The organism is Proteus hauseri ATCC 700826 (genome assembly GCF_001654965.1).
Taxonomy (GTDB): Bacteria; Pseudomonadota; Gammaproteobacteria; order Enterobacterales; family Enterobacteriaceae; genus Proteus; species Proteus hauseri.
This window is the reverse complement of record NZ_LXEV01000016.1, coordinates 1-23,451: the sequence shown is the minus strand read 5'-3', so window position 1 is coordinate 23,451 and position 23,451 is coordinate 1. Positions and strand designations below refer to the sequence as shown.

14 protein-coding genes are annotated in these 23,451 nt (G+C 34.4%); 3 read left to right on the top strand and 11 right to left on the bottom strand.

Annotated elements, in window-relative coordinates:
* Positions 1-15: 15 nt before the first annotated feature.
* The 3 genes from lspA to ribF are packed head-to-tail and all read right to left on the bottom strand — an operon-like array spanning position 16 to position 4,313.
* Positions 16-528, bottom strand: coding sequence for a signal peptidase II (gene lspA, locus M997_RS04715; protein ID WP_064718955.1), 513 nt, complete (start codon positions 526-528; stop codon positions 16-18).
* 3 nt (positions 529-531) lie between these two features.
* Positions 532-3,342 carry an isoleucine--tRNA ligase gene (ileS, locus tag M997_RS04710; protein WP_064718954.1) on the bottom strand — a complete coding sequence of 937 codons (2,811 nt, stop codon included), beginning with the start codon at positions 3,340-3,342 and terminating at the stop codon, positions 532-534.
* A gap of 29 nt (positions 3,343-3,371) precedes the next feature.
* A complete protein-coding gene (ribF, locus tag M997_RS04705) occupies positions 3,372-4,313 on the bottom strand; it encodes a bifunctional riboflavin kinase/FAD synthetase (RefSeq protein WP_064718953.1) in 942 nt (313 codons plus the stop codon).
* A gap of 452 nt (positions 4,314-4,765) precedes the next feature.
* Between ribF and rpsT the strand changes: the two genes are divergently transcribed.
* Positions 4,766-5,026: a 30S ribosomal protein S20 gene (rpsT, locus tag M997_RS04700; protein ID WP_004248964.1), complete on the top strand. Its 261-nt coding sequence runs from the start codon at positions 4,766-4,768 to the stop codon at positions 5,024-5,026.
* Between the two features lie 79 nt (positions 5,027-5,105).
* Here rpsT and nhaR read toward each other — a convergent pair whose 3' ends face one another.
* Together nhaR and nhaA are read right to left on the bottom strand one after the other, a co-directional pair.
* The gene (gene nhaR / locus M997_RS04695) at positions 5,106-6,026 is read right to left on the bottom strand and encodes a transcriptional activator NhaR (RefSeq protein ID WP_064718952.1); all 921 of its coding nucleotides are present in this window, start codon (positions 6,024-6,026) and stop codon (positions 5,106-5,108) included.
* A gap of 198 nt (positions 6,027-6,224) precedes the next feature.
* Positions 6,225-7,397, bottom strand: a complete 1,173-nt coding sequence (gene nhaA, locus M997_RS04690) for a Na+/H+ antiporter NhaA (protein WP_064718951.1) — start codon at positions 7,395-7,397, stop codon at positions 6,225-6,227.
* Positions 7,398-7,848: 451 nt separating this feature from the next.
* Between nhaA and M997_RS04685 the strand changes: the two genes are divergently transcribed.
* Positions 7,849-8,694 (top strand): DMT family transporter, encoded by an 846-nt coding sequence (locus M997_RS04685; RefSeq protein ID WP_064718950.1) that lies wholly within the window; start codon positions 7,849-7,851, stop codon positions 8,692-8,694.
* Between the two features lie 65 nt (positions 8,695-8,759).
* Here the strand turns inward: M997_RS04685 and dnaJ are convergent, their stop codons facing one another.
* From dnaJ to tal, 5 genes are all read right to left on the bottom strand, one after another.
* Positions 8,760-9,899: a molecular chaperone DnaJ gene (dnaJ, locus tag M997_RS04680; RefSeq protein WP_064718949.1), complete on the bottom strand. Its 1,140-nt coding sequence runs from the start codon at positions 9,897-9,899 to the stop codon at positions 8,760-8,762.
* Positions 9,900-10,004: 105 nt separating this feature from the next.
* On the bottom strand, positions 10,005-11,927 hold the full coding sequence (gene dnaK, locus M997_RS04675; RefSeq protein WP_064718948.1) for a molecular chaperone DnaK: 1,923 nt from the start codon (positions 11,925-11,927) through the stop codon (positions 10,005-10,007).
* 494 nt (positions 11,928-12,421) lie between these two features.
* Entirely contained in the window at positions 12,422-13,003 is a 582-nt protein-coding gene (gene mog / locus M997_RS04670; RefSeq protein ID WP_064718947.1) for a molybdopterin adenylyltransferase, read from the bottom strand.
* A 150-nt stretch (positions 13,004-13,153) separates the two neighbouring features.
* Positions 13,154-14,137 (bottom strand): tetratricopeptide repeat protein, encoded by a 984-nt coding sequence (locus M997_RS04665; RefSeq protein WP_064718946.1) that lies wholly within the window; start codon positions 14,135-14,137, stop codon positions 13,154-13,156.
* A gap of 183 nt (positions 14,138-14,320) precedes the next feature.
* Entirely contained in the window at positions 14,321-15,274 is a 954-nt protein-coding gene (tal, locus tag M997_RS04660) for a transaldolase (protein WP_064718945.1), read from the bottom strand.
* A gap of 304 nt (positions 15,275-15,578) precedes the next feature.
* Between tal and yaaA the strand changes: the two genes are divergently transcribed.
* On the top strand, positions 15,579-16,361 hold the full coding sequence (gene yaaA, locus M997_RS04655) for a peroxide stress protein YaaA (protein WP_064718944.1): 783 nt from the start codon (positions 15,579-15,581) through the stop codon (positions 16,359-16,361).
* A gap of 91 nt (positions 16,362-16,452) precedes the next feature.
* Here yaaA and M997_RS17555 read toward each other — a convergent pair whose 3' ends face one another.
* Positions 16,453-23,373 (bottom strand): calcium-binding protein, encoded by a 6,921-nt coding sequence (locus M997_RS17555; protein WP_211267748.1) that lies wholly within the window; start codon positions 23,371-23,373, stop codon positions 16,453-16,455.
* Between the last annotated feature and the right edge of the window lie 78 nt (positions 23,374-23,451).

Genomic DNA, 23,451 nt, shown 5'->3' with positions numbered 1-23,451 from the left:
CTAATTGTCTGATTATTATTGCTTTTTAGCTTTTTGTGAGCTGGCATTTTTATCAGGAAAAAAGCTTTCAATGATAATTAAAGCAGCACCAATACAAATTGCCATATCTGCGATATTAAAGGTAGGCCAATGCCAATCTCCAACATAAACATCCAGAAAATCAATAACGAATCCATGGATCAGACGATCAGAAAGATTACCCAATGCTCCACCAATAATTAATGCGTAAGCAATATTACTTAGTTTGGCGCTCGCTTGATTTTTATAGAGCATGACCAATAAAGTAATACAGATAGCTAATGCAATTAGAGCAAAAAACCAGCGCTGCCATCCGCCTTTATCAGCTAAAAAGCTAAAGGCTGCACCATAATTATGAGCATAAGTGAAATTGAAAAAAGGCATAACAGCGACAGACTCATACAGACGAAATGTCTGCATGAAATACTGTTTGGTTCCTAAATCCAAAACCACCACAGCAATTGCAAGCCAAAGCCAGCGTAAACCTGTAGAGCAAAGCGTTTTCTTCATTGATTAAGCAAACTTACGTTCTTCACCGTTACCGGCTACGTTAGTGACACAGCGTCCACATAACTCAGCGTGTTCCGCTACCTGACCAATATCTGTTGCATAGTGCCAGCAACGTGGGCATTTTTCACCTTCAGCTTTATTGAAGGCAATCTTAAGACCCGCCATATCAGATGCAATAGCTGATTCTGGTGCTTCGTTAATATCTGCAACTTTTACTTGTGATGTTAATAAAACAAAACGCAATTCGTTACCCAATGCATTAAGTTTTTCAGCTAACGCTTTATCTGCATATAAAGTTACCGCAGCTTCTAATGAACCACGCAGTTGTTTATCTGCACGAGCTTGCTCTAATACTTTATTGACTTCACCACGAACAGCTAATAATTCAGCCCAGTAGTCATCATTGAGCGGTTGCGCTGAGTCTAAACCAAATAAGTTTGTATACCACTCTTCAGTTAATACAAATTTTGCCCGTTCACCAGGTAGTTCATTCCAAATTTCATCGGCAGTAAATGACATTACAGGTGCCATCCAACGAACTAATGCTTCACTGATATGGTAGAGTGCTGTTTGGCAACTACGGCGCGCTACGCTATCGCTTTTCGCCGTGTATTGTCGGTCTTTAATGATATCTAAGTAAAATGAACCCATTTCTACTGAACAGAACTGCATTAAGCGCTGAATAACATTATGGAAATCATAATTTTCATAGTGTTTTAAGATCTCAGCTTGAGCCGCTTGTGCACGACCTACAGCCCAGCGATCAAGTATTACCATATCTTCTGGTTTTACTTGGTGTTTAGCCGGATCAAAACCATTTAAGTTAGCTAAGAAGAAACGCGCAGTATTACGAATACGGCGATAGGTGTCTGCTGCACGTTTTAAGATTTCATCAGATACTGCGATTTCGCCAGTATAATCTGTAGATGCAACCCATAAACGCAAGATATCAGCACCCAGTTTATCCATCACTTCTTGTGGGCTAACTGTGTTACCGATAGATTTAGACATTTTACGGCCTTGCCCATCAACGGTAAAACCATGTGTTAATACTTCACGGTATGGCGCTTTGCCTTTAATGGCAGTCGAAATCATTAGTGAAGACATAAACCAACCACGATGTTGGTCAGAGCCTTCTAGATACATATCTGCTGAATTACCATGAAATTCAGGACGAGCATCAACCACCGTCGAGTGCGTTGATCCTGAATCGAACCATACATCAAGTGTATCTGGTGTTTTCATGTAATCATCAGCTTCATCGCCTAGCACTTCACGGATATCTAAATCCCACCATGCTTGAATGCCGCTAACTTCAACACGTTTGGCAACCTCTTCCATTAATTTTAATGTGCGAGGATGTGGCTCTTGCGTCTCTTTATGAACAAACAGAGACATTGGTGTGCCCCAAGTGCGTTGGCGTGAAATGCACCAGTCAGGGCGATTTTCAACCATTGATTCGATACGAGCTTGGCCCCAATCAGGGATCCACTTAACACCTTTAATTTCTTTTAACGACTGCTCACGTAAACCATTTTTATCCATACCCACAAACCATTGTGGTGTTGCACGGAAAATAACCGGTGTTTTGTGTCTCCAACAGCATGGATAGCTATGTTGTAACACTTCATGATGTAGCAGTGCGCCTTTTTCTTTTAATAATTCAACGATGACATCATTGGCTTTAAACACAAATACGCCATCGAGTGTTGGATAAGTATCTGGCAAATAACAGCCATTTGGTCCAACTGGGTTTGCAGTCTCTAAACCGTATTTTTGACCTATTACGAAGTCATCAGGACCGTGGCCTGGTGCAGTATGAACAGCACCAGTACCCGCTTCTAATGTAACGTGATCACCCAAAATTGCAGGAACATCAAAGCCCATAAATGGATGATTAAAGCGTAAAAGTTCTAAATCAGCCCCTTTACATTCGCCTAAAACTGTCCATTGCGCGATACCAAGACGTTTCATCACACTTTCAACTAAATCTGCCGCTAAAATTACACACTCATCATTAAATGAAACCAGTGCATAATTAAATTCAGCATTCAGTGCAATAGCGCGGTTAGCCGGTAAAGTCCACGGAGTCGTTGTCCAGATGACTAACGAAATTGTTTTATCCGTAGTGGCTCCAAATTTAGTGGCAACCGCTACTGAGTCAACCGCAGTAAAACGAACATCAATAGAAGGTGATGATTTATCGTAGTACTCAACTTCAGCCTCTGCCAACGACGAACCACAAGCAGTACACCAATGCACAGGTTTGGCACCTTTGATCAAGTGACCATTGGCAATGATGCGAGCCAAAGCACGAATAGTGTTCGCTTCGGTTTTATAGTCCATAGTGAGATAAGGCTTATCCCAATCTCCCAGCACACCTAAACGGATAAAATCTTTTTTCTGGGCTTCAATTTGCTCGTGAGCATATTTACGGCATTCCGCGCGGAATTGCGCTGCTGATATTTTCTCTCCTGGCTTACCTACGATTTGTTCAACTTTTAATTCGATAGGTAATCCATGACAGTCCCATCCTGGAATGTACGGAGAATCAAAACCTGACAGCCCTTTGGACTTAATAATAATATCTTTGAGAATTTTGTTAACTGAGTGACCAATATGAATATTGCCGTTGGCGTATGGAGGGCCATCGTGCAAAATAAATGTTTTCTTACCGCTTTTAGCCTGACGAATTGCTTGATACAAACCTTCTTTGTACCAGCGTGATAACATATCTGGCTCGCGCTTTGCTAAATCCCCGCGCATTGGGAACCCTGTTTCTGGTAAGTTCAGGGTATTTTTATAGTCACTCATTCGATTCTCAGTTCCAAGTTTCCGCTAGTTTATGACTCCGACCGCTGCAATAAAAAATCCCTAGCAGTAGCCACATCATCTGCGATTTGCTGCTTCAATGCATCCAATGATGCAAATCGCTGTTCATTACGTAATTTCTTTCGTAACACAACATCAATGCGACGTCCATATAAATCCATATTAACGTCGATTAAATGAACTTCTAATTGTACGCCTTTACCTTTCACAGTAGGGCGAGATCCGATATTTGCAACACCCGCTAAAGGTGATTGATGACCGGATAAATAAACATCAACCGCATACACGCCTTTAACAGGGGCTACTAAGCGTTTCATTGGGATATTCGCTGTAGGAAATCCAATTGTTCTACCCAATTCATTACCATGGACAACACGCCCACAAACACTGTAAGGGTGCCCAAGTAAAGATTCAGCAAGAGCTAAATCATCATTGAGTAATGCTTCTCGCACTGCGGTACTACTAATACGTAGGCCTTGGTCACAATAACTTTCTGTATTTGCGACTTCAAATCCGTATTTATCACCGGCTTGTTGTAAAAAGTGGAAATCACCTTCTCTATTTTTACCAAAACGAAAATCATCGCCAATGGCAAGAAATTGCACACCTAATTTTTTCACTAAAAGTGATGAAACAAACTCTTCAGGTGTTTGTGCCGCAAATTGTTTATCAAATTTAATGCACAGAAGATAATCAATACCACATTCCGCTAGATACTTTATCTTGTCGCGTAAACGCGTAAGACGCGCTGGTGCCTTTTCAGGCAAGAAAAACTCCAGTGGTTGAGGTTCAAATGTCATAACCACTGTGGGTAAACCACGTTGTGATGCTTCTTGCTTCAAGTGCTTCAATAATGCCTGATGGCCTCGATGGACTCCATCAAAATTACCAATTGTCAGGACACAACCATTATGCTGTGACCGGATATTTTGTATACCGCGAATTAGCTCCATAACTGGCTCAATACCGTGGAAATTATTAGATTATACCTTGTCAAAGGCTTGAGAGTAACCCAATATATCAATGTTTATCTACGAGTAATATCTTGATGGCGCAATTCCCATTGATTGCTAAAAATTCACATTGGTTGCTAAATTAAAATGCGGGCATCAAATAGTAAAATAAACGATCACTCAGTTGTTGGCGATAAAATCGCATAAAATCAAGCGTAGATCCTCTATGAATCTACTATTTATTACTCATATACACGATTTTGATGATTTTTTCACTCAAAAGACTGTATTCTACCCGCCTTAACTGATAAAATCTTGCGCCATCACAACGAAACAAGTGTCGCGTACAACGACGCTAATTTTGTATAAATCCATTGACAAACTTAGGTTGAAAAGGCATATTCCTTCACCTTTGTATTTGTCCTCGCTAGAATATATTTGGGAGTTGGAACTTGGCTAATATCAAATCAGCTAAGAAACGTGCGGTTCAGTCTGAAAAGCGTCGTCAGCACAACGCAAGCCGTCGTTCTATGATGCGTACTTACATCAAAAAAGTATACGCAGCAGTTGCTTCAGGTGATAAAGAAGCAGCACAAAAAGCATTTAATGACATGCAACCGATTGTTGACCGTCAGGCAACTAAAGGCTTAATTCATAAGAATAAAGCAGCACGTCATAAAGCTAATCTTCAAGCACAAATCAAAGCAATGTAATAATTGTTTTCTTGTGTTATAAAAAACCGGCTTAGGCCGGTTTTTTGCTTTCTATTGATTTTTCACGCTAAATAACACGTTATGAAACGGCAACACTCTTTTTATTGCCATTAAATAGCTCTGAAAAATCGGTATTACACACTCGCTGAACCGCGGGGTGTTGGATCATTCTTTCTGCAAAGATAACGTAATACTCTTCTTTTACTGAATCTAATACACCAATTTCTTCAATATTACTCTGTGCAAAAATTTCATTGGTATAAAGTGAAGGCGCAACAAAAATGGCATTATGATTTAAACCAAATGCTTTCATTAATGCAGCATCATCAAATTCCCCTAAAATTTCGACTTGCAGATTTTTATTACGTATCCATGTTAATAAATGGCGACCTAACATAGAACGGCGGCCAGGAATTAACAATTTTCGCGTTTCTAAACACTCAGGAAATGGCGTTTCAGGAACAGGTTGGCTACAAAAAAAGCTTACATTACATTCGCCCAGTTTTACTGAAAATAATCCTTCTTGCTGGGAAGAATCCACAGGGCAGTCAGATAAAATCATATCTAATTTATGTTGGCTTAGCTGCTCTAATAATAATTCATGAGTAGATTCAAAACAGCGCAAATGAATTTGCTCATGATCAGCAACTGCCGTTTCTAATACCCGACTTACTAATTGTTTTGATAAGGCGTCAGCGACACCGACATCAAATAATAAATTAGATTCGCGACTATAATTAACGATATCGAGCATTTCCTGGCTCAGCATAAACATCTTATCAGCATAACGGAAAATAAGTTGTCCTAGCTCAGAAGGGACTAATCCTCTTCCTTGGCGTTTAAATAACTTTCCACCCAATCGTTCTTCTAATGCTTTAATTTGTCCTGTTATTGTCTGTGGTGTCAGATACAGCGCTTCAGCTGCTCCTACAACCGAGCCTTCTTTACATACATGCCAAAAATAATAAAGATGGTTAAAATTGAGATGTGACACCCGCATAGTTATATTCCTTTCAACTTCTGTGCTCTCGCAACACAGACTATTCAACAACGCATTAGTTTGCGATAGGCCTTCCTTGCACCCAATCCCCATAAAAACACCTACGGCACAATAATCAATATTGCACCGTAGGTTTAAGTATATAGCTCGGTATTTGTTATGTTGACAATACCAAGTCTATGTCAGTTTTTGCTGTTTTTATTTCTGTTTTAACTTCGGTAAAACAGAGTGAAGCAATAAATATCCTACAATTGCAGCTATTGTTGAGCCCACTAAAATCCCTAGTTTAGCGTAGGTATTATAAGCATCATCAGCCCCTTCAAACGCAAGCCCTGCGATAAAGATAGACATAGTAAAACCGATACCACACAACACTGACACAGCAAATATCTGCTTAAGATTAATCGCATCTGGTAATTTTGCAATGCCTAGTTTTACCGAAACCCAGCTAAAGAGAAAAATTCCTATTGGCTTACCTAAAAATAGACCTAATGCAATACCTAAAGGTAAGGTAGATAACATTCCATCTAACGTAACACCCGTTAAAGAAACACCCGCATTACTAAAGGCGAACAGCGGCAGAATTAAATAAGCAACCCAAGGGTGTAACACATGTTCTAAGTCTTCAGAAGGAGAGGCTCCCTCTTTGTCTCTTAATGGGATAAGAAATCCAACAATCACCCCAGCAATAGTAGCGTGAATACCTGATTTTAAAATACAAACCCATAAGACAAACCCAAGTATTAAATAAGCAGGTGTATTACCAACTTTGCGCCAATTCATAATGAAAAGGATGACCACAATAGCACTCGCTATTGCCAGTGGTAATAACGCCACACTCTTTGAATAAAAGAGCGCAATAATGACGATAACACCCAAGTCATCGATAATAGCCAAAGCTAATAAAAATACTTTTAATTCAACAGGAACGCGTTTACCTAATAGCGCCATAACGCCAAGAGCAAAAGCAATATCAGTTGCAGCTGGGATTGCCCACCCTTGCTGACTAATTGCATCACCATTATTAAAAAATAGATAAATCAACGCAGGTGCTAACATGCCACCTACAGCGGCAATAGCCGGAAAAATAGCTCTATCTCGTTGAGCGAGAGAGCCCTCTTTAAGCTCACGTTTTACTTCAAGTCCAACGACAAGAAAAAAGATCGCCATTAGAGCGTCATTAACCCAAAGAATAAGCGGTTTATCGAGTTCAAACATTCCAAACTTAATCATAATTGGAATAGATAAAAACTCATTATATAATGCGCTCAAAGGGGTGTTCGCCATGATTAATGCAATAATTGCAGCAATAATCAGAAGAATACCACCAGAAGCCTCTAATCTTAAAAATTGTCTAATAATTGCTGTCATAGTATTAACCTCAAATCCGTATTCATGTTAATAATATGCTAATTATAAATTCGTAAAAAACAGATTATTTAGCGTAAACAGCTCGGCTTTTACGATTTATAATGCCAATATCAAGGAATATAAGAAAAAAAATCATCATTACCAATGATTAATAATAATAATTTAAAATTTCCATATAATTATTTTATATAAAAACAACTATTTGATATTGTTAAAAAAATAACTAAATTTAATAAAAATAAACTATTTCAATGATAATTAAAACCAATCATCAAAATAACCAAGAAACAATAATATTTCTTATGAAAATAAGATACGTTATTTGAGATCTTACCTTATGCAAATAGCTGTCATAATAATAAAATAATCAGCGGAACTATTTCACTATTTAATCATTATGTTATTGTCTTATAGATAGTTGCCATGTTTTTTCTATGAGAGCTTCATTACAATGTCGATTACCGTTTTTATTGCTGTTTTATTTGCTGCAATATTTCATGCTTGCTGGAATGCCCTCGTAAAAATAGGCTCTGATCGATTTCTTGGTATTTCACTCCTCACCTTCTTTTCCGGTATTGTCACATTACCCGCACTATTTTGGATTGGATTACCTGATATTGCAGCATGGAAATGGATTGGCCTCTCTGTTCTATTTCATATTGGTTATACACTTTCCTTAAGCCGTTGTTACACTCTTGCCGATTTTAACCAGATTTACCCTATATCGCGTGGAAGTGCGCCATTAATGACCGCGTTCTTAGGTTTTTTGCTATTTCATGAACAACTTCCAACAATGGGTTTAGTCGGTATTTTGCTTATCATTGCGGGTATTATCCTTATCTCTCGTAGTAGACAAAGCACAGAGTTTAATTTACGCAAAGATGCACTCTTTTTTGCGCTACTCACCGCATTATTTACCGCAAGCTATACCCTAGCTGATGGTAATGGCTCTCGTGTTGGCTCATCACCATTAGCTTATATTTTATGGCTGTTTTTTCTTAATGGTATGGTGATGTATTTGCTAGCTTGGCTTCGTTATCGTAAAAATTTAAACGGTAAAATAAAAAGTTACTGGAAACCTGCTTTTTTTGGCGGTGTCATGCAGTTAGTCAGTTATGGCATTGTAATATGGGCGATGAGCCATGCTTCAATCGTGCTGGTTGCCGCACTAAGAGAAACTAGCGTATTATTTGCCATGCTGTTATCCATTTATATTTTAAAAGAACAATTTAATCGTAAGCAATTACTGGCTTGCTTAGTCATTTTAGTGGGAATTGTTGCTATTAAAATGGGATAAAAAAGCATAAAAAAAGCCTAATGACCGTTTTTATCATTAGGCTTTTTTAACGTAAGTATGAAAAGTTACTTAGTTAAATCATCAAAGAATTTTTTCACACCATCTAAAAAGCTTTTAGAACGCGGTGTGTTTTTTTCACCACTCTTACCGCCAAATGATTCACCAAGTTGTTGTATCAACTCTTTTTGTTTCTCATTGAGTTTAACTGGTGTTTCAACCACGACACGACACATAAGATCGCCAATGGCATTACTACGAACTGACTTCACGCCTTTGCCTTTCATGCGGAACATTTTTCCAGTTTGAGTTTCTGCTGGAATTTTTAATTTCACGCGGCCATCTAGCGTTGGAACTTCAATTTCGCCACCAAGAGCTGCTATTGCGAAGTTAATAGGTACTTCACAGTAAAGGTCGTTGCCATCACGTTCAAAAATATTATGCTGACGAACATGAACCTGTACATATAAATCGCCAGAAGGAGCACCGTGCTCACCCGCCTCACCTTCGCCACTTAAACGAATGCGGTCACCAGTATCAACGCCTGCTGGTATTTTAACTGATAAGGTTTTATAACGCTCAACACGACCATCACCATGACATTTAGAGCAAGGCTCTTTGATAATTTTTCCGCGACCATGACAAGTCGGACACGCTTGTTGTACGGTGAAGAAACCTTGACGTAAATGAACCTGACCTGCACCATGACATGTCGAACATGTTTCTGCTGATGTACCTTCTTTCGCGCCACTACCATGACATTTATCACATATCTCCAGTGTTGGAATACGAATTTCTTTACTTACACCACGAACGGCTTCTTCAAGCGTTAACTCCATGTTGTATTGTAAATCAGAACCCCGTGCTGCGCGTTGCTGGCGGCGACCACCACCAAAAATATCACCAAAAACATCACCGAAAATATCACCGAAATCAGCGCCGCCGCCAAAACCGCCGCCACCTTGACCACCAAAACCACCTTGCTCAAAAGCAGCGTGTCCATATTGGTCATAAGCAGCACGTTTTTGTGCATCACTTAAAATTTCGTAAGCTTCTTTAATTTCTTTAAATTTAGTTTCAGATTCTTTATCACCTTGGTTTCTATCTGGGTGATATTTCATCGCTAAGCGCTTATATGCGCGTTTAATTTCTTTCTCATCTGCGGACTTTGCCACACCAAGAACTTCGTAAAAATCTCTCTTCGCCATACTCGTTTACCCTTGACATAAGCACACGGGCGTTGAGTTTCCTCGACGCCCGTGCTCGGTATCAGTAACTGTTCACTTATGAGTTACCGCGGCCCGTGAAGGGCATTATTTCTTATCTTTGCCGTCAACTTCTTCAAATTCAGCATCGACAACATCATCATCTTTCTTCGCACTTGCATCAGCACCCGCTGCATTACCTGCGCCTGCTTGAGCTTGTTGTTGTGCGATTTCTAGCAGTTTTTCAGAAGCTTCAACTAATGCTTTAATTTTCGCTTCGATAGCATCTTTATCTTCGCCTTTAGATGCGATATCTAATTCGCTAACTGCTTTCTCGATAGCTTCTTTATCTGTTGCTGGTAATTTATCGCCAGCTTCTTCAATTTGCTTACGAGTACCATGAATTAATTGGTCTGCTTGATTACGAGTTTGAACTAATTCTTCAAACTTACGGTCTGCTTCAGCATTTGCTTCTGCATCGCGTACCATTTTTTGAATTTCTTCTTCATTCAAACCAGAAGATGCTTTAATGGTGATATTTTGTTCACGACCGCTATTTTTATCTTTAGCAGATACATGCAAGATACCATCAGCATCAATATCAAAAGTAACTTCAATTTGTGGCATACCACGTGGTGCAGACTGAATACCATCTAGGTTAAATTGACCCAGTGATTTATTATCATTTGCACGTTTACGCTCACCTTGTAACACATGAATAGTTACAGCAGATTGATTATCTTCTGCAGTTGAGAACACTTGGCTGTGTTTAGTTGGGATTGTGGTATTTTTCGCAATCAGGGAAGTCATTACACCACCCATTGTTTCGATACCTAAAGACAGTGGAGTTACGTCAAGTAACAGAACGTCTTTTACATCACCCGCTAAAACACCACCTTGAACTGCCGCACCCATTGCAACCGCTTCATCAGGGTTAACGTCTTTACGTGGTTCTTTACCAAAGAACTCAGCAACAGTTTTCTGAACCATAGGCATACGAGTTTGCCCACCGACCAGAATTACGTCGTTAATTTCGCCAACTTTCAGGCCAGCATCTTCTAATGCAACACGTACTGGCTCCATTGAGCGTTTAACTAAATCTTCCACTAAAGATTCTAATTTTGCACGAGTTACTCTGATGTTTAAGTGTTTAGGACCTGTTGCATCCGCAGTAACATAAGGCAAGTTCACATCTGTTTGTTGTGCAGAAGACAATTCGATTTTTGCTTTTTCTGCAGCTTCTTTCAGACGTTGCATTGCTAATGGATCATTACGCAGATCAATGCCTTGCTCTTTCTTAAACTCATCAACTAAATAGTTAATTAAACGGCTATCGAAGTCTTCACCACCTAAGTGAGTATCACCGTTGGTAGACAGAACTTCATAGGTTTTTTCGCCATCAACTTCATCGATTTCGATGATAGAGATATCGAAAGTACCACCACCTAAGTCATAGACAGCGATAGTACGGTTACCGACTTCACGGTCTAAACCATAAGCTAATGCCGCAGCTGTTGGTTCGTTAATAATACGTTTAACTTCAAGACCTGCGATACGACCCGCATCTTTAGTTGCTTGACGTTGAGCATCATTAAAGTAAGCAGGAACGGTAATAACCGCTTCTGTAATAGTTTCACCCAAATAATCTTCTGCTGTTTTCTTCATTTTTTTCAATACTTCAGCAGAAACTTGTGGTGGAGCCATTTTATCGTTACGAGCTTCAATCCATGCGTCACCGTTATCAGCTTTAACAATTTTGTAAGGCATGATAGCAACGTCACGTTGAACTTCTTCGTCTTCAAAACGACGACCAATTAAACGTTTGATAGCAAATAATGTATTTTGTGGGTTAGTCACCGCCTGACGTTTTGCAGGTTGACCAACTAAAATTTCACCATCTTGCGCATAAGCAACGATTGAAGGAGTAGTACGATCACCCTCACTGTTTTCAATAACCCGGGCATTTTTGCCATCCATTACAGCAACACAAGAGTTAGTTGTACCCAGGTCAATACCAATAATTTTACCCATTTAAACGCCTCCAAAGAGAATTCTTTATCAATTTGACTACCAATCTATATGAGGATGAATATTCCTATTTCAAGTCATGAATAAAAGACTTAGGCCCATCATCTCAAAGCGGATATAAATCAACGCAACTCAATAGTGGTAATTGCAGTTGAAAAAGTAGATGGGGTCATAAATACATTCATCAAGGGGAAATATGAAAAAAAAGACAAAAATACGAAAAAAAAATTAAGGATAAAAAGCAGAAAGAAAAAAATTACATATATATCAATGAATTAAATAATAATTCGATATTTATAAATCTAAGCCAATTAAATCGCACTAAAGAAAACAGAAAAAATAAATATAACACATTGATAATATTGAGTTTATTTATTATGAAATGAATAAGCTTAATCATTCAAAGTAAAACAAGAAGAAGAAACAAGCAAAAAAAGAAGTGATAAGAATAAGGTTTAAGGTACTGATAACCCAATCAGCACCTTAAAATTCAATATTTACTCAGGACGGCGGGCTGATTTAGGTCTAAATGCCACAACTTTATTTTTGTTAGTTTCAACGTAAGGGCCATCTAAAAGCTGAATACAATAAGGTACGCTGGCGAAAATACCGCTTACAATTACATTGCCTTCTTTATCTTTTAATCCTTCCAAGGTTTCTGCTATTGCTTTTGGTTGTCCTGGCAGATTTAAGATTAACGCTTGATTACGAATAACGCCCACTTGACGAGATAAAATTGCAGTTGGTACAAACTGTAAACTTATTTGACGCATTTGCTCACCAAAACCAGGCATTTCTCGATCTGCGATAGCTAATGTTGCATCAGGAGTCACATCTCGGCGAGCAGGCCCTGTTCCACCCGTTGTTAATACCAAATGACATCCTGTTTCATCAACAAGTTCACAAAGTGTTTGCTCAATCATTAGCTGCTCATCGGGGATTAAACGCGATTCGATATGAAAAGGTGTGGTTAATGCTTCTTTAAGCCAAGCTTCTAATGCAGGTAGCCCTTTATCTTCATAAACTCCACTGGATGCTCGATCAGAAACAGAAACAAGCCCTATACGTAATTCATTCATATCAACCTCAATTTAATCAATAACCGCCAAATAGCTCGCAGATATTAACATGGGAACACAATACATTCATTGTTCTATATGATGATTAATATAAACAAAAATGGGAGCTAATTAGCTCCCATCCCCCTTAATCAACAATATAATTAAATATTATTCATCAAGATATTTAGCAATATAAGAAGCCGCTAACGCTTTGGCTTCAGCTAATTGTGCAGCATTTAGTGCACGAGCAGTACGTTTTAGCATTGCTTCATCACCATCGCCATTTTCAACTGCAACAGAGAACCATGCATAAGCTTCTTTTAGATCGCGTTTAACGCCTTTACCATAATAGTAATTTAAAGCGAGGTTATTTTGCGCTAAACCATTACCTTGGAATGCTGCTTTTTTATACCATTCAACAGCTTTACGAGTGTCTTTAGCAACACCGTCGCCTTCGTCATACATTACACCAAGGTTATTTTGTGCATCGCGATTACCTTGGTTTGCTGCTTTGGTGTACCAAAATACAGCTTTGCTGCCGTCACGTTCAACACCTTCACCATCATCATAAGAAACCGCAAGATTATACTGAGCATCAGCATGACCTTGTTCTGCTGCTTTGGTGTACCAGACTACTGCTTTAGCGTGATCTTGGCCTACACCAATACCTTCATCATAAGAGATAGCAAGGTTGTATTGAGCGTCGCTATCACCTTGTTCACCCGCTTTGGTATACCAATAAACGGCTTTTTCGTGATCTTGTTCAACACCATCACCATCATCAAAAGAGACAGCTAAGTTATACTGTGCTAAAGAAACACCTTGGACAGCTGCTTTGTTATACCAATAAACAGCTTTTTCCGCATCACGGTCTATATCGTCACTCATGTCATACATTAATGCTAAGTTTAACTGAGCTTCAGCATGACCTTGTTCTGCTGCTTTGGTATACCATTCCAGTGCTTTTTGAGCATTTTGCTCAACCCCTTCACCACTTTCGTATTTGATACCCAGTTGATATTGAGAGGCTGCATTTCCACCTTCAGCACTTTTCTCAATAGCAGGTAAAGAGAAAGCGGTTTTGCTTTCTGCCATAGCCATGCCACTAAAAAATAGCGATGCAAGCATGGTTGCCAAGACAATTTTTTTCATAATTCACCAATAATAAATAGAGTGTTTTAATAATTAATTTTTATAATTATTACTGGATAAATAATTTATTCCAATCAATTTAATCTTAAAACTTGCTTAAATGTTATTTTGACTCGCGAAAAATAAAAATACCCACCTATAAAAGGTGGGTACGGAAGTTTTTTATAAGAACTTAACGATAGATTATAATAAATCCGCAATCATTTTCTCTAATTTTTCCTGATCAACAGCAAATTTGCGAATACCATCAGACAGTTTATCTACTGCCATTGGGTCTGCATTGTGATCCCAGTAGAATTGAGCTTCTGTAATCGCTGCTGGACGCGCCTTTGTTTCACCTTTGAACACTAATTTATGTTCAACTTCACCTTCTGCTTCTGACAGTTCTTTTAGCAGTGATGGAGAGATGGTTAAACGGTCACAACCAGCAAGTTCTAAAATTTCACCGATATTACGGAAGCTTGCGCCCATAACAACCGTGTTATAACCATGTTCTTTATAATAGTTATAAATTTCAGTAACAGAAATAACACCTGGATCTTCTGCTGGTGCAAATTCTTTTTTATCTGTATTGGCTTTATACCAATCCATAATACGGCCAACAAATGGAGAAATCAGGTAAACACCCGCTTCCGCACATGCGCGTGCTTGAGCAAAAGAGAACAGTAAAGTCAGGTTACAGTTGATACCTTCTTTTTCTAATTGTTCTGCAGCACGAATACCCTGCCAAGTCGAAGCTAATTTGATCAGAATACGGTCGTTACTAATACCCGCATCGTTGTATAATTTCATCAGGTGGCGAGCTTTTGCGATACAAGCATCGGTGTCATAAGACAGACGAGCGTCAACTTCTGTTGAAATACGACCCGGAATAAGTTTTAAGATTTCCAGACCGATATTTACTGCCAGTTTGTCGCAAGCATCTACAATTTGTTGCTCACGAGAAGAACTTTGTGAACGAGCCCATGTAATCGCTTCATCAATTAATTTACGATATTCAGGAATTTGTGCAGCATTAAGAATTAAAGATGGGTTGGTAGTTGCGTCTTGTGGCTGATACAGTTTCATTGCAGCGATATCGCCAGTGTCAGCAACAACGGTTGTCAGCTTACGCAAAGAAGTCAATTTGTTGGTCATTTTATTTATCTCATCTACTAGGTAAATCTGTTTGCAGTCACCTGCGGATATCTTTGATAATAACATGGACTGCTCACACTACAAGATGGTTAAATCCATACAGAGCAATTATTTGAATGCCAAACGTTTTCGCGAAATGAAAGCGGAAAAAAACAGAAGGAAATCACAAGCTGAATCGATTAATAACTCAACTTTACCCTCTTAAAGTAGATATCATTGTTTTTTCCTATCACTACAATTTAGCTTATTAACAGTAAAAATTTGCTATATTGCAGACTCATTAAAGTAACAAATTGAGGGAATTATGCTAATTACTATTTCACCAGCAAAAACGTTGGATTACGAATCGCCTTTAGCAACAACACACTTCACCCAACCTGAATTGCTGAAATATTCCCAACAACTTATTGATGAATGCCGAAAATTATCTTCAAGTGATATCGCAAGTTTAATGAAAATAAGCGATAAATTAGCGGGTCTTAATGCAGCACGATTTGGTGAATGGCACCCAGAATTTACACCAAATAATGCACGCCAAGCTATTCTCGCTTTTAAAGGCGATGTTTATACCGGTATGCAAGCTGAACACTTTTCTGAAGATGATTTTCTGTTTGCTCAACAACATTTACGCATGTTGTCTGGTTTATATGGCGTATTGCGTCCATTAGATCTTATGCAACCTTATCGCCTTGAAATGGGTATCAAATTAGAAAATAAGAAAGGCAAAGATCTCTATCAATTCTGGGGTAATATTATTACTGATACACTAAATAAAGCGCTTGACGAACAAGGCGATGATATTCTAGTAAATTTAGCTTCCGACGAATACTTTAAATCTGTTAATACTAAAAAACTAAATGCAGAAATTATTAAGCCAGTATTTCTTGATGAAAAAAATGGTAAGTATAAAGTCATCAGTTTTTATGCCAAAAAAGCACGTGGTTTAATGAGTCGTTTTATTATTCAAGAGAAATTAACCAATAAAACACAACTCAAAGAATTTGAACTTGAAGGCTATCAGTTTAATTCAGCAGAATCAGAAGGTAACACCTTGGTCTTTAAACGCTCTGAGTCTATGGCTAAATAAATATAACTTCTTTAATTTTTAATGTATAAATCAATAATAAAACACCGCTCTAATAAGAGCCGTGTTTTATTTATTATTTCATACACAAAAGTTACAAATGTTTTGTCACTAATGTTAAAGGTGACCATGTCGATGATGGAATAAATTCGCTGCCTTGCATTGTAGTGAGTTGTTGCTCATTAAACTGAGCCATATCCTGAATAATAGAAGCAAGTGATTGCATTGAAAATGTATTTTGTTTCTCAATTAAAATAACCGATGAATTATTATTCTCTTTTGTTTTAACTGTTAAAGTAAATTGGTTATCTTGGCTTCTATACTGCATATCATCACCGATTTCAGAATAAGTAAAAGTGTCTTGTTCAGATAGCCCAGTAATAAAAAGATGACTATTTTCACCTTCATCATATACCGTCACATTACCTTGTCTTTTTTGCACAATATAAATATTATTTCCAGCACCGCCATTCAGATAATCATGACCGGATTGTGAAATAAGCAGATCATTCCCACTTCCTGCATTAATATTATCGTTACCTTCTCCTGCTATCAAAATATGATGTCCACCATTTACCACAATATGATCATCGCCGTTTCCACCATCAATAACTGAGCTGCTTTTATTATGATTAACCACAATATCATCACCATCCATTAATTCTAAAATAGGTAATAAATCAACCGATTTATTCTTATTGTCTTTTAAGATTAATGAGATAGGCATAAAATGAGACTCGGGAGTATAAATAGAATAGGCAGATAATACTGCTTTATTTAAAATAAGAGATTCAGGGATCATAAGCACATCATCTTCATTACTCATTGTTAAATTTAAATTAGTAACAGGCATTAACAAACCTTGCTGACTCTCTTTTATTGGAAGCGTGAAAATAGTATTATCTTTATCAATAAATCTAATATTTGCATTTGAATCAAGAAAGTATTTTAAATTCAGCTTATCAAAAATTATTTTTAAATATGCATCAGGATGATAACGATGTGATAATATACCATTATTAAAGATCAAATCGAATCCGCTCACATCTGATAAAAAGAAATTACTCACGCAACTTTTATTTAAATCATCTGAAGAGTTAGAAAGAGAAACTTTAATTTCATCACTCTTATTTTTAGCTAAAAATGTTTTAATTTGATAATTATCATGGCCTGAGCTTAATTTTATAAATGAATCTGCTGTAATAGAAAAGTAGTTATTATCTTCTTTATTACTGTCGATGCCAAATCGCAAACCTTCACCAGAGGAAAAGCCACTATATTTAATTTTAGAAAGTAATTTTATTGTTTTATTTTTATTAGCATAAGATAAAAATAAAGATTCATTATTTTCATCAATATGAATACTCTGTATTTTATCTGTATCATTAGCATAGGTATCTAAATAGCTAAAATTATATAATACATTATCCGTAATATTTTTACTTTCATTTATGGTTAGCATAAAACCATCCATTGTCGTTAACATATATTGGTGTGATAATATATTACCTTGATTACTATCATAAACATTTCTTAATGTCACTGAGTGATAAATTAATTTATTTTCTTTATTTCCATCGTTAACTTTAATATTAAAAACAATATCTTTTCCATAACGATTAATTGATGTAATTTCATCAAAATTATAATTTAATTTTACAACACTAGACTCTGACTTACTCACTTCATTAATGATAGTTTCAAATAAAATATTATAACTTTTTTCCAAGGAAGCTCTTAAAATAATATATTTATCATTACCATCACCACCCTCCGCATAACCATCTTGTAAAGCAAGGGTATCATTTCCCTTTAGTCCATATAATAAATCCGTACCATCAACGCCATCCAAATAATTATCATTTTGATTACCATAAATAATGTCATTGCTATTTTTGCTACCAATTACATTTTCAATACTATCTAAATAAGCAATTACTTTGTGAGCTTGCAATACAATACTTGGCATTGTATCGAGTAATTTTCTTGAATAAACACGGCCATTATCTTGATATAAAAAAAGTTTTGAATTAAAATTCTGACTATTATTAACATTTTCTGATTTTTTAAACTTAACATAATTCTTTGACAAATCAATTTCGTATCCTGCATATTTATTTGTTGTTTTTATAATATGCAACGTATCATTACCCCCTCTACCATAAAAACGACTTGCATAATTAGGTGACTCTGAAGCCAATAAATTAAACATATCATCGTTATTCCCACCACTTAATCTTTTAGTTCCATTATAAATATCAAAATTATTTTTTGTTATTGCGGGAGCTGCGATAATGTCATCTCCATTGTAACTATTAAAATAAAGTGTTTCATTATTTTTAAAATTAGATAGATAATATCCATTATAGTTATTTACTTTTATTAAATCACCTAACAACTCACTTTGACTTAATGTTTTAACTGTTTTTTCTTTTGATGTGATAATTTCATTAAGAAAATCATTACTAACTATATTATCAAAAACATGAGATTCGTCATCCGAAACAATATCTATAGAATAGCGTTTCAATTCATTAATATAAAAATTCATATCAAAAATCAAAACTTCATCGGTTGATATTGCTTTTTCGGGAATATAATATTTATATTCTGTTTTTTCAGCTCGAAGATAATAAGAGAGAGCCGCTATTTCCTCTGCTTCTTTTTGGGGGATATTTTGTGATATTCGTTCAGAAATATATTCCCCTAAAGGATTTAATATAGAGTCTAAACTCCGCCCAATCAAATTTGGTATTATTTTATAGTAATAATACTCTTGATAAATATGTTTCTCATTAGTATAAAAATAGAGACTCAAATCATTTTCTTTTTTAATTTTATCGAAATATTTTTTTGCATTTTCGTCGATCATATTTTCTAATTGTGTTTCTGTTTCTAAATAAATAATCTCATTTTTTTTACTTGGTAATAAATCTCCCATTAAGAATGCATAAAAACCATTATCTAGCTCTTCTAATGGCGTAAAATGCACTTTCGTCTTTGCTTCTTCAATAAGTCTTGCTGCATTGTAAATAGATGTTGCTAACGCAATTACTGCGCCGGCAACAACACCAATAGGTCCCGCAATTACTGAACCTGCTAACATTGCAATAGATACACCTAAGGTAACAAGACCTGAAACAATAGCAAAAGAGCCATTAACAATATAATCAACTTTTCGCTTTTCATTACTTTCGCCAGCAATTCTACTAAAGTTATCGTAAGCATTATAAATATCAAAGCCAACAGAAAGAATATTTAATCCAATACCTACCCTTGTACTTATTTTGCTAACGTAATCTAATGGATTATGACGATACTTTAATAATCCTTTTGCCAATGCAATTTCAATAACTTCAGAAAGTCCATTAGAAGCTATTTCAGACCACATAATAGCTAGATTATTTATTATATCTTTTCGTTCTTTGGTCGTTAACTTTGGATTATTAAGTTGTTCAGCAAATATAAATGTGGTATTAATTGATTGCCACATTCCATAAGTGATATTAGCATAGCCAATTTTACTAATTATCTTCATATGTCGTGGTATTTTCAATGATACCTGCCTTAATGCATTCCAATCCTTATCGTTATAATGTTTATTACCTAAATCAATGATTTTTTTAAATCGTTCAGAAGCAGCCAAATAATCCATTCTATTACTATCGTTAGAAATTAAATGTTTTATTTTATCTTTCTTTCCATTTAATAAATAATTAAATAATGCAATAACTTTTTTATCATTTTCATTATCAGATGCTGATAAAAAATAATCATTAAGATGATGAGGATCAAATTTTAATTTTAATTCCCATTGCTCCATATTATTTAGATCAACATTATCAATATTTACCCCATCTATTTTTGCACCTAAACTAATTAATAATCCTTTATTTATATAAGTTTTATTTATTTCTACAACTTCATCATAAATCAGTTTTTTATTAATATCTAAAGTAGTGGAATTCTCTAATGTACTGACTTTATCTAATGCTTTCACTGGTGATAGAGTATCAAGTATAAGATTATTTTTATTCATAAAGATAATCTTACCAAGTTTATTTATTATATTTTTATAATTTTCAAAAGTTGAAATGAAATTTAATAATACATGATATAAAACACCTTTATTGTTTATGTCAAAAAATGATGAAAGTAAATTATTAGATAATAAACTTAGTTTTCCAATTATTTTTGGATTATCATATATTGAATGAACAAGCTTTATCGTTTGATTTGTCTTTTCTACTAACGTTAGTTTTTCTTCTGTTAATTGATTATATGACTTCCATTCTTCAATGGTTATTTCATTCATTAAATATTGATTAAATTTTTCACTTATTAATGGATCATAGATTACTTGATATAATTTATTGGTAATGTTTTTTTTATCCGATGTCATAAAGAAAGCCGACAGTTCATAAAAATACTTATTACATAAAACTTTTATAGATACATTATTATTGATAATAATATCACTGATATTTTTTAAGACTTTTTTATGCCTTTCAATATTAAGCTGATCCACTTTATTAATAATAGTACCTATTTGATAATCATTAAGGCTATATCTATTCAATTTAATATAATTAAAAATATCAGCCATTGTCATTTTTTCTGAATAGCTAGAAATAGCTGTAGTAATATTTTCTTTATAACCTAGAATAAATTTATCATCATCTCTAAAATTAGAAAAAATATCAGATGCAAGTTTATATATTTTATTAGTATAATTATCTTCCTCAATATTTATTTTATTATTTTTTAATCTATCTGAAGCATTATCGGCTTCTGGAATAATAATATCCATTTCAGTACTATTTTCTAATAGTGGTTTATTTATATAATGTTGAACAGTTAATGGTTTAATAACGAAATTTTCATTTAAAAGTGAAAGTTTATTATCAACAACTTGATAAATAGGCATATTTAATCGTTGCGCCAATCCTTCAATGAAAAGATGACCATATCGATGACTTAATAATTTTTCTTTTTTAGCGAAAACAATTGTTTTTTCATTGCTATATTGATTTTCCAATATAATATTATGTAGATAATCAATTTTATTTTTATGTTTAATAAAATCTTGGTGTAAAAATTCGTTATCTTCATTTCCTGTTGCAACAAGTCTTATTTTATTTTTTAAACAATAGTCAAGAAAATTACTAACCTCTGGTTTATTTTTTAAATAGCTACTTAACTTTTCACTTTTAATACCATTATAAAAATAAATCAAAATATCATCTTGATAATAAGAATTTATATTATCTACAATTATTTTAGATATATTTCTTGCTGTAAAAAATTTATTATCATTAAATAAGAATTTAAAGTTACTTTCATTTTCATCAAATAATATATAACTACAATCTATTTCATTTTTATTTTTATTAAATGATTTTTCTAGCAAAGCACCAGGATTAGCTTCATCAATATAAAAATTATAATAATGATAACCATAATTACGCTCACGTAAATTATTATTAAAGTAATACTCTAATTGTTCTATATCATGAACAATCATTCTATTTTTAAATCTATTATTTATAAATAGATCAAAATATAAATCTCGATAAGAATCTGATGATTCACCTCTTTTTAAATCAATTTCATTTTCAATAACACTGACTAATTTATCTACGCTTTCATTGTTTTTATATTCAGATAATCGTTGATAATTATATTTTAAATGTAATGTATTTAAACTTTCAATTAATATTGTATTTTTAAGTTCTGGTATATCAATACTCTCTACAATATTATGTAGTTCTTGGTTATTTTGTTTAAATGTAATGGTATAATCATATCCTTCAATACCGGCACTTTTATTTTTATCTAATAATAAATAAGGACTTTCAATAACTTGACTATAAATAAAGTTACTAATACCATAATTATTATCGCTAATTTCACTAACCATTAGCTGATAAAGTTTTGCTGCAACTAAATTGTTTGATTCAGACAAAGAAAGTATTTTTTCTTTTCCATAAATTAATTTATCATAAAATAGCTTTCCCTCTAATTTATCTTTTACTTTATTAAGAATTTCAAAAAGAGATCCGTGACTGTTATGATTGAAATATTTTATTTTATTAATTAGAGAAAAAGAAGCCATTATTTTATCAAAATATATATTTCCTTTTAATATATCTATTAAAGAAGCTATCTCATTTAATTCATTTGCTTTTTTACCTTTTAATAAAAAACGGTTGATATCAATTAACTCTCGATAATAAATATCATCAAACTCTATATAACCTGCTGCATTTTTTATTTTTTGATGTGTATTAAATTCAATTATATTTATTGATACATCATTATCTTCTGTTTTTTTTACAATTATTTTACTCGCATTATTATTTTCAATAATTTTATTAATATTATTTTTTAATAAATAAAGCCCATCATCAATATATATATCTTTTACAATAACTTCTGTTATTTTATTATCCTGTTTTAACTCAACAATAAGATCACCTTTTTCACTATAATGAACAACTCGCCCTATGATATTTTCATTGAAGTGTAGCGAAAACCCTGCTTTCTTTATATTTTCCGCAATGTTTTTATTAGTATCAATAGGATTACTGTTCCAAAGACTCTTATGTGTTTTTATTTCACTTTCTTTAAATTCATTAAAAATAAAATAATTACCATTATCTATTTCATGCCCACCATAAAAATCCAAATGATAATATAGAATATCCATCAATATTTTTACATCATTATATTCTGTTACACCATAATTAGGATTAAAAATTGAAAAACGATAATTATCATTAGAGTATTTAGTATATGTTATAGAAATAGCATGATCTTTTAAAAGAATAACAGCGTAATATTTATTATTTTCTTTCATAATGGAATTTATTTTATTAAATATATTTTCTTTTTCTAATCCCACATAACTAAAATCTAATTTATCCAATCCTAAATCATATAGCCACTCACTATATTTAGTCACGCCTAATGAATCAGAAATAAAATAATCATCTTGAGTTTTTTTTCCTACCATTTGAAAGTATTGAGAAAAAATAATACTTTTAACTTCTTTTATATAATTAATAGTTTCATTTTTTCTTACGTTATTAAA

What these genes read in the sequence shown, in the direction of transcription:
- lspA (WP_064718955.1), bottom strand. Translation starts at nt 528, where the DNA reads ATGAAGAAAACGCTTTGCTCTACAGGTTTACGCTGGCTTTGGCTTGCA.
- ileS (WP_064718954.1), bottom strand. Translation starts at nt 3,342, where the DNA reads ATGAGTGACTATAAAAATACCCTGAACTTACCAGAAACAGGGTTCCCA.
- ribF (WP_064718953.1), bottom strand. Translation starts at nt 4,313, where the DNA reads ATGGAGCTAATTCGCGGTATACAAAATATCCGGTCACAGCATAATGGT.
- nhaR (WP_064718952.1), bottom strand. Translation starts at nt 6,026, where the DNA reads ATGCGGGTGTCACATCTCAATTTTAACCATCTTTATTATTTTTGGCAT.
- nhaA (WP_064718951.1), bottom strand. Translation starts at nt 7,397, where the DNA reads ATGACAGCAATTATTAGACAATTTTTAAGATTAGAGGCTTCTGGTGGT.
- M997_RS04685 (WP_064718950.1), top strand. Translation starts at nt 7,849, where the DNA reads ATGTCGATTACCGTTTTTATTGCTGTTTTATTTGCTGCAATATTTCAT.
- dnaJ (WP_064718949.1), bottom strand. Translation starts at nt 9,899, where the DNA reads ATGGCGAAGAGAGATTTTTACGAAGTTCTTGGTGTGGCAAAGTCCGCA.
- dnaK (WP_064718948.1), bottom strand. Translation starts at nt 11,927, where the DNA reads ATGGGTAAAATTATTGGTATTGACCTGGGTACAACTAACTCTTGTGTT.
- mog (WP_064718947.1), bottom strand. Translation starts at nt 13,003, where the DNA reads ATGAATGAATTACGTATAGGGCTTGTTTCTGTTTCTGATCGAGCATCC.
- M997_RS04665 (WP_064718946.1), bottom strand. Translation starts at nt 14,137, where the DNA reads ATGAAAAAAATTGTCTTGGCAACCATGCTTGCATCGCTATTTTTTAGT.
- tal (WP_064718945.1), bottom strand. Translation starts at nt 15,274, where the DNA reads ATGACCAACAAATTGACTTCTTTGCGTAAGCTGACAACCGTTGTTGCT.
- yaaA (WP_064718944.1), top strand. Translation starts at nt 15,579, where the DNA reads ATGCTAATTACTATTTCACCAGCAAAAACGTTGGATTACGAATCGCCT.
- M997_RS17555 (WP_211267748.1), bottom strand. Translation starts at nt 23,373, where the DNA reads ATGGTAGGAAAAAAAACTCAAGATGATTATTTTATTTCTGATTCATTA.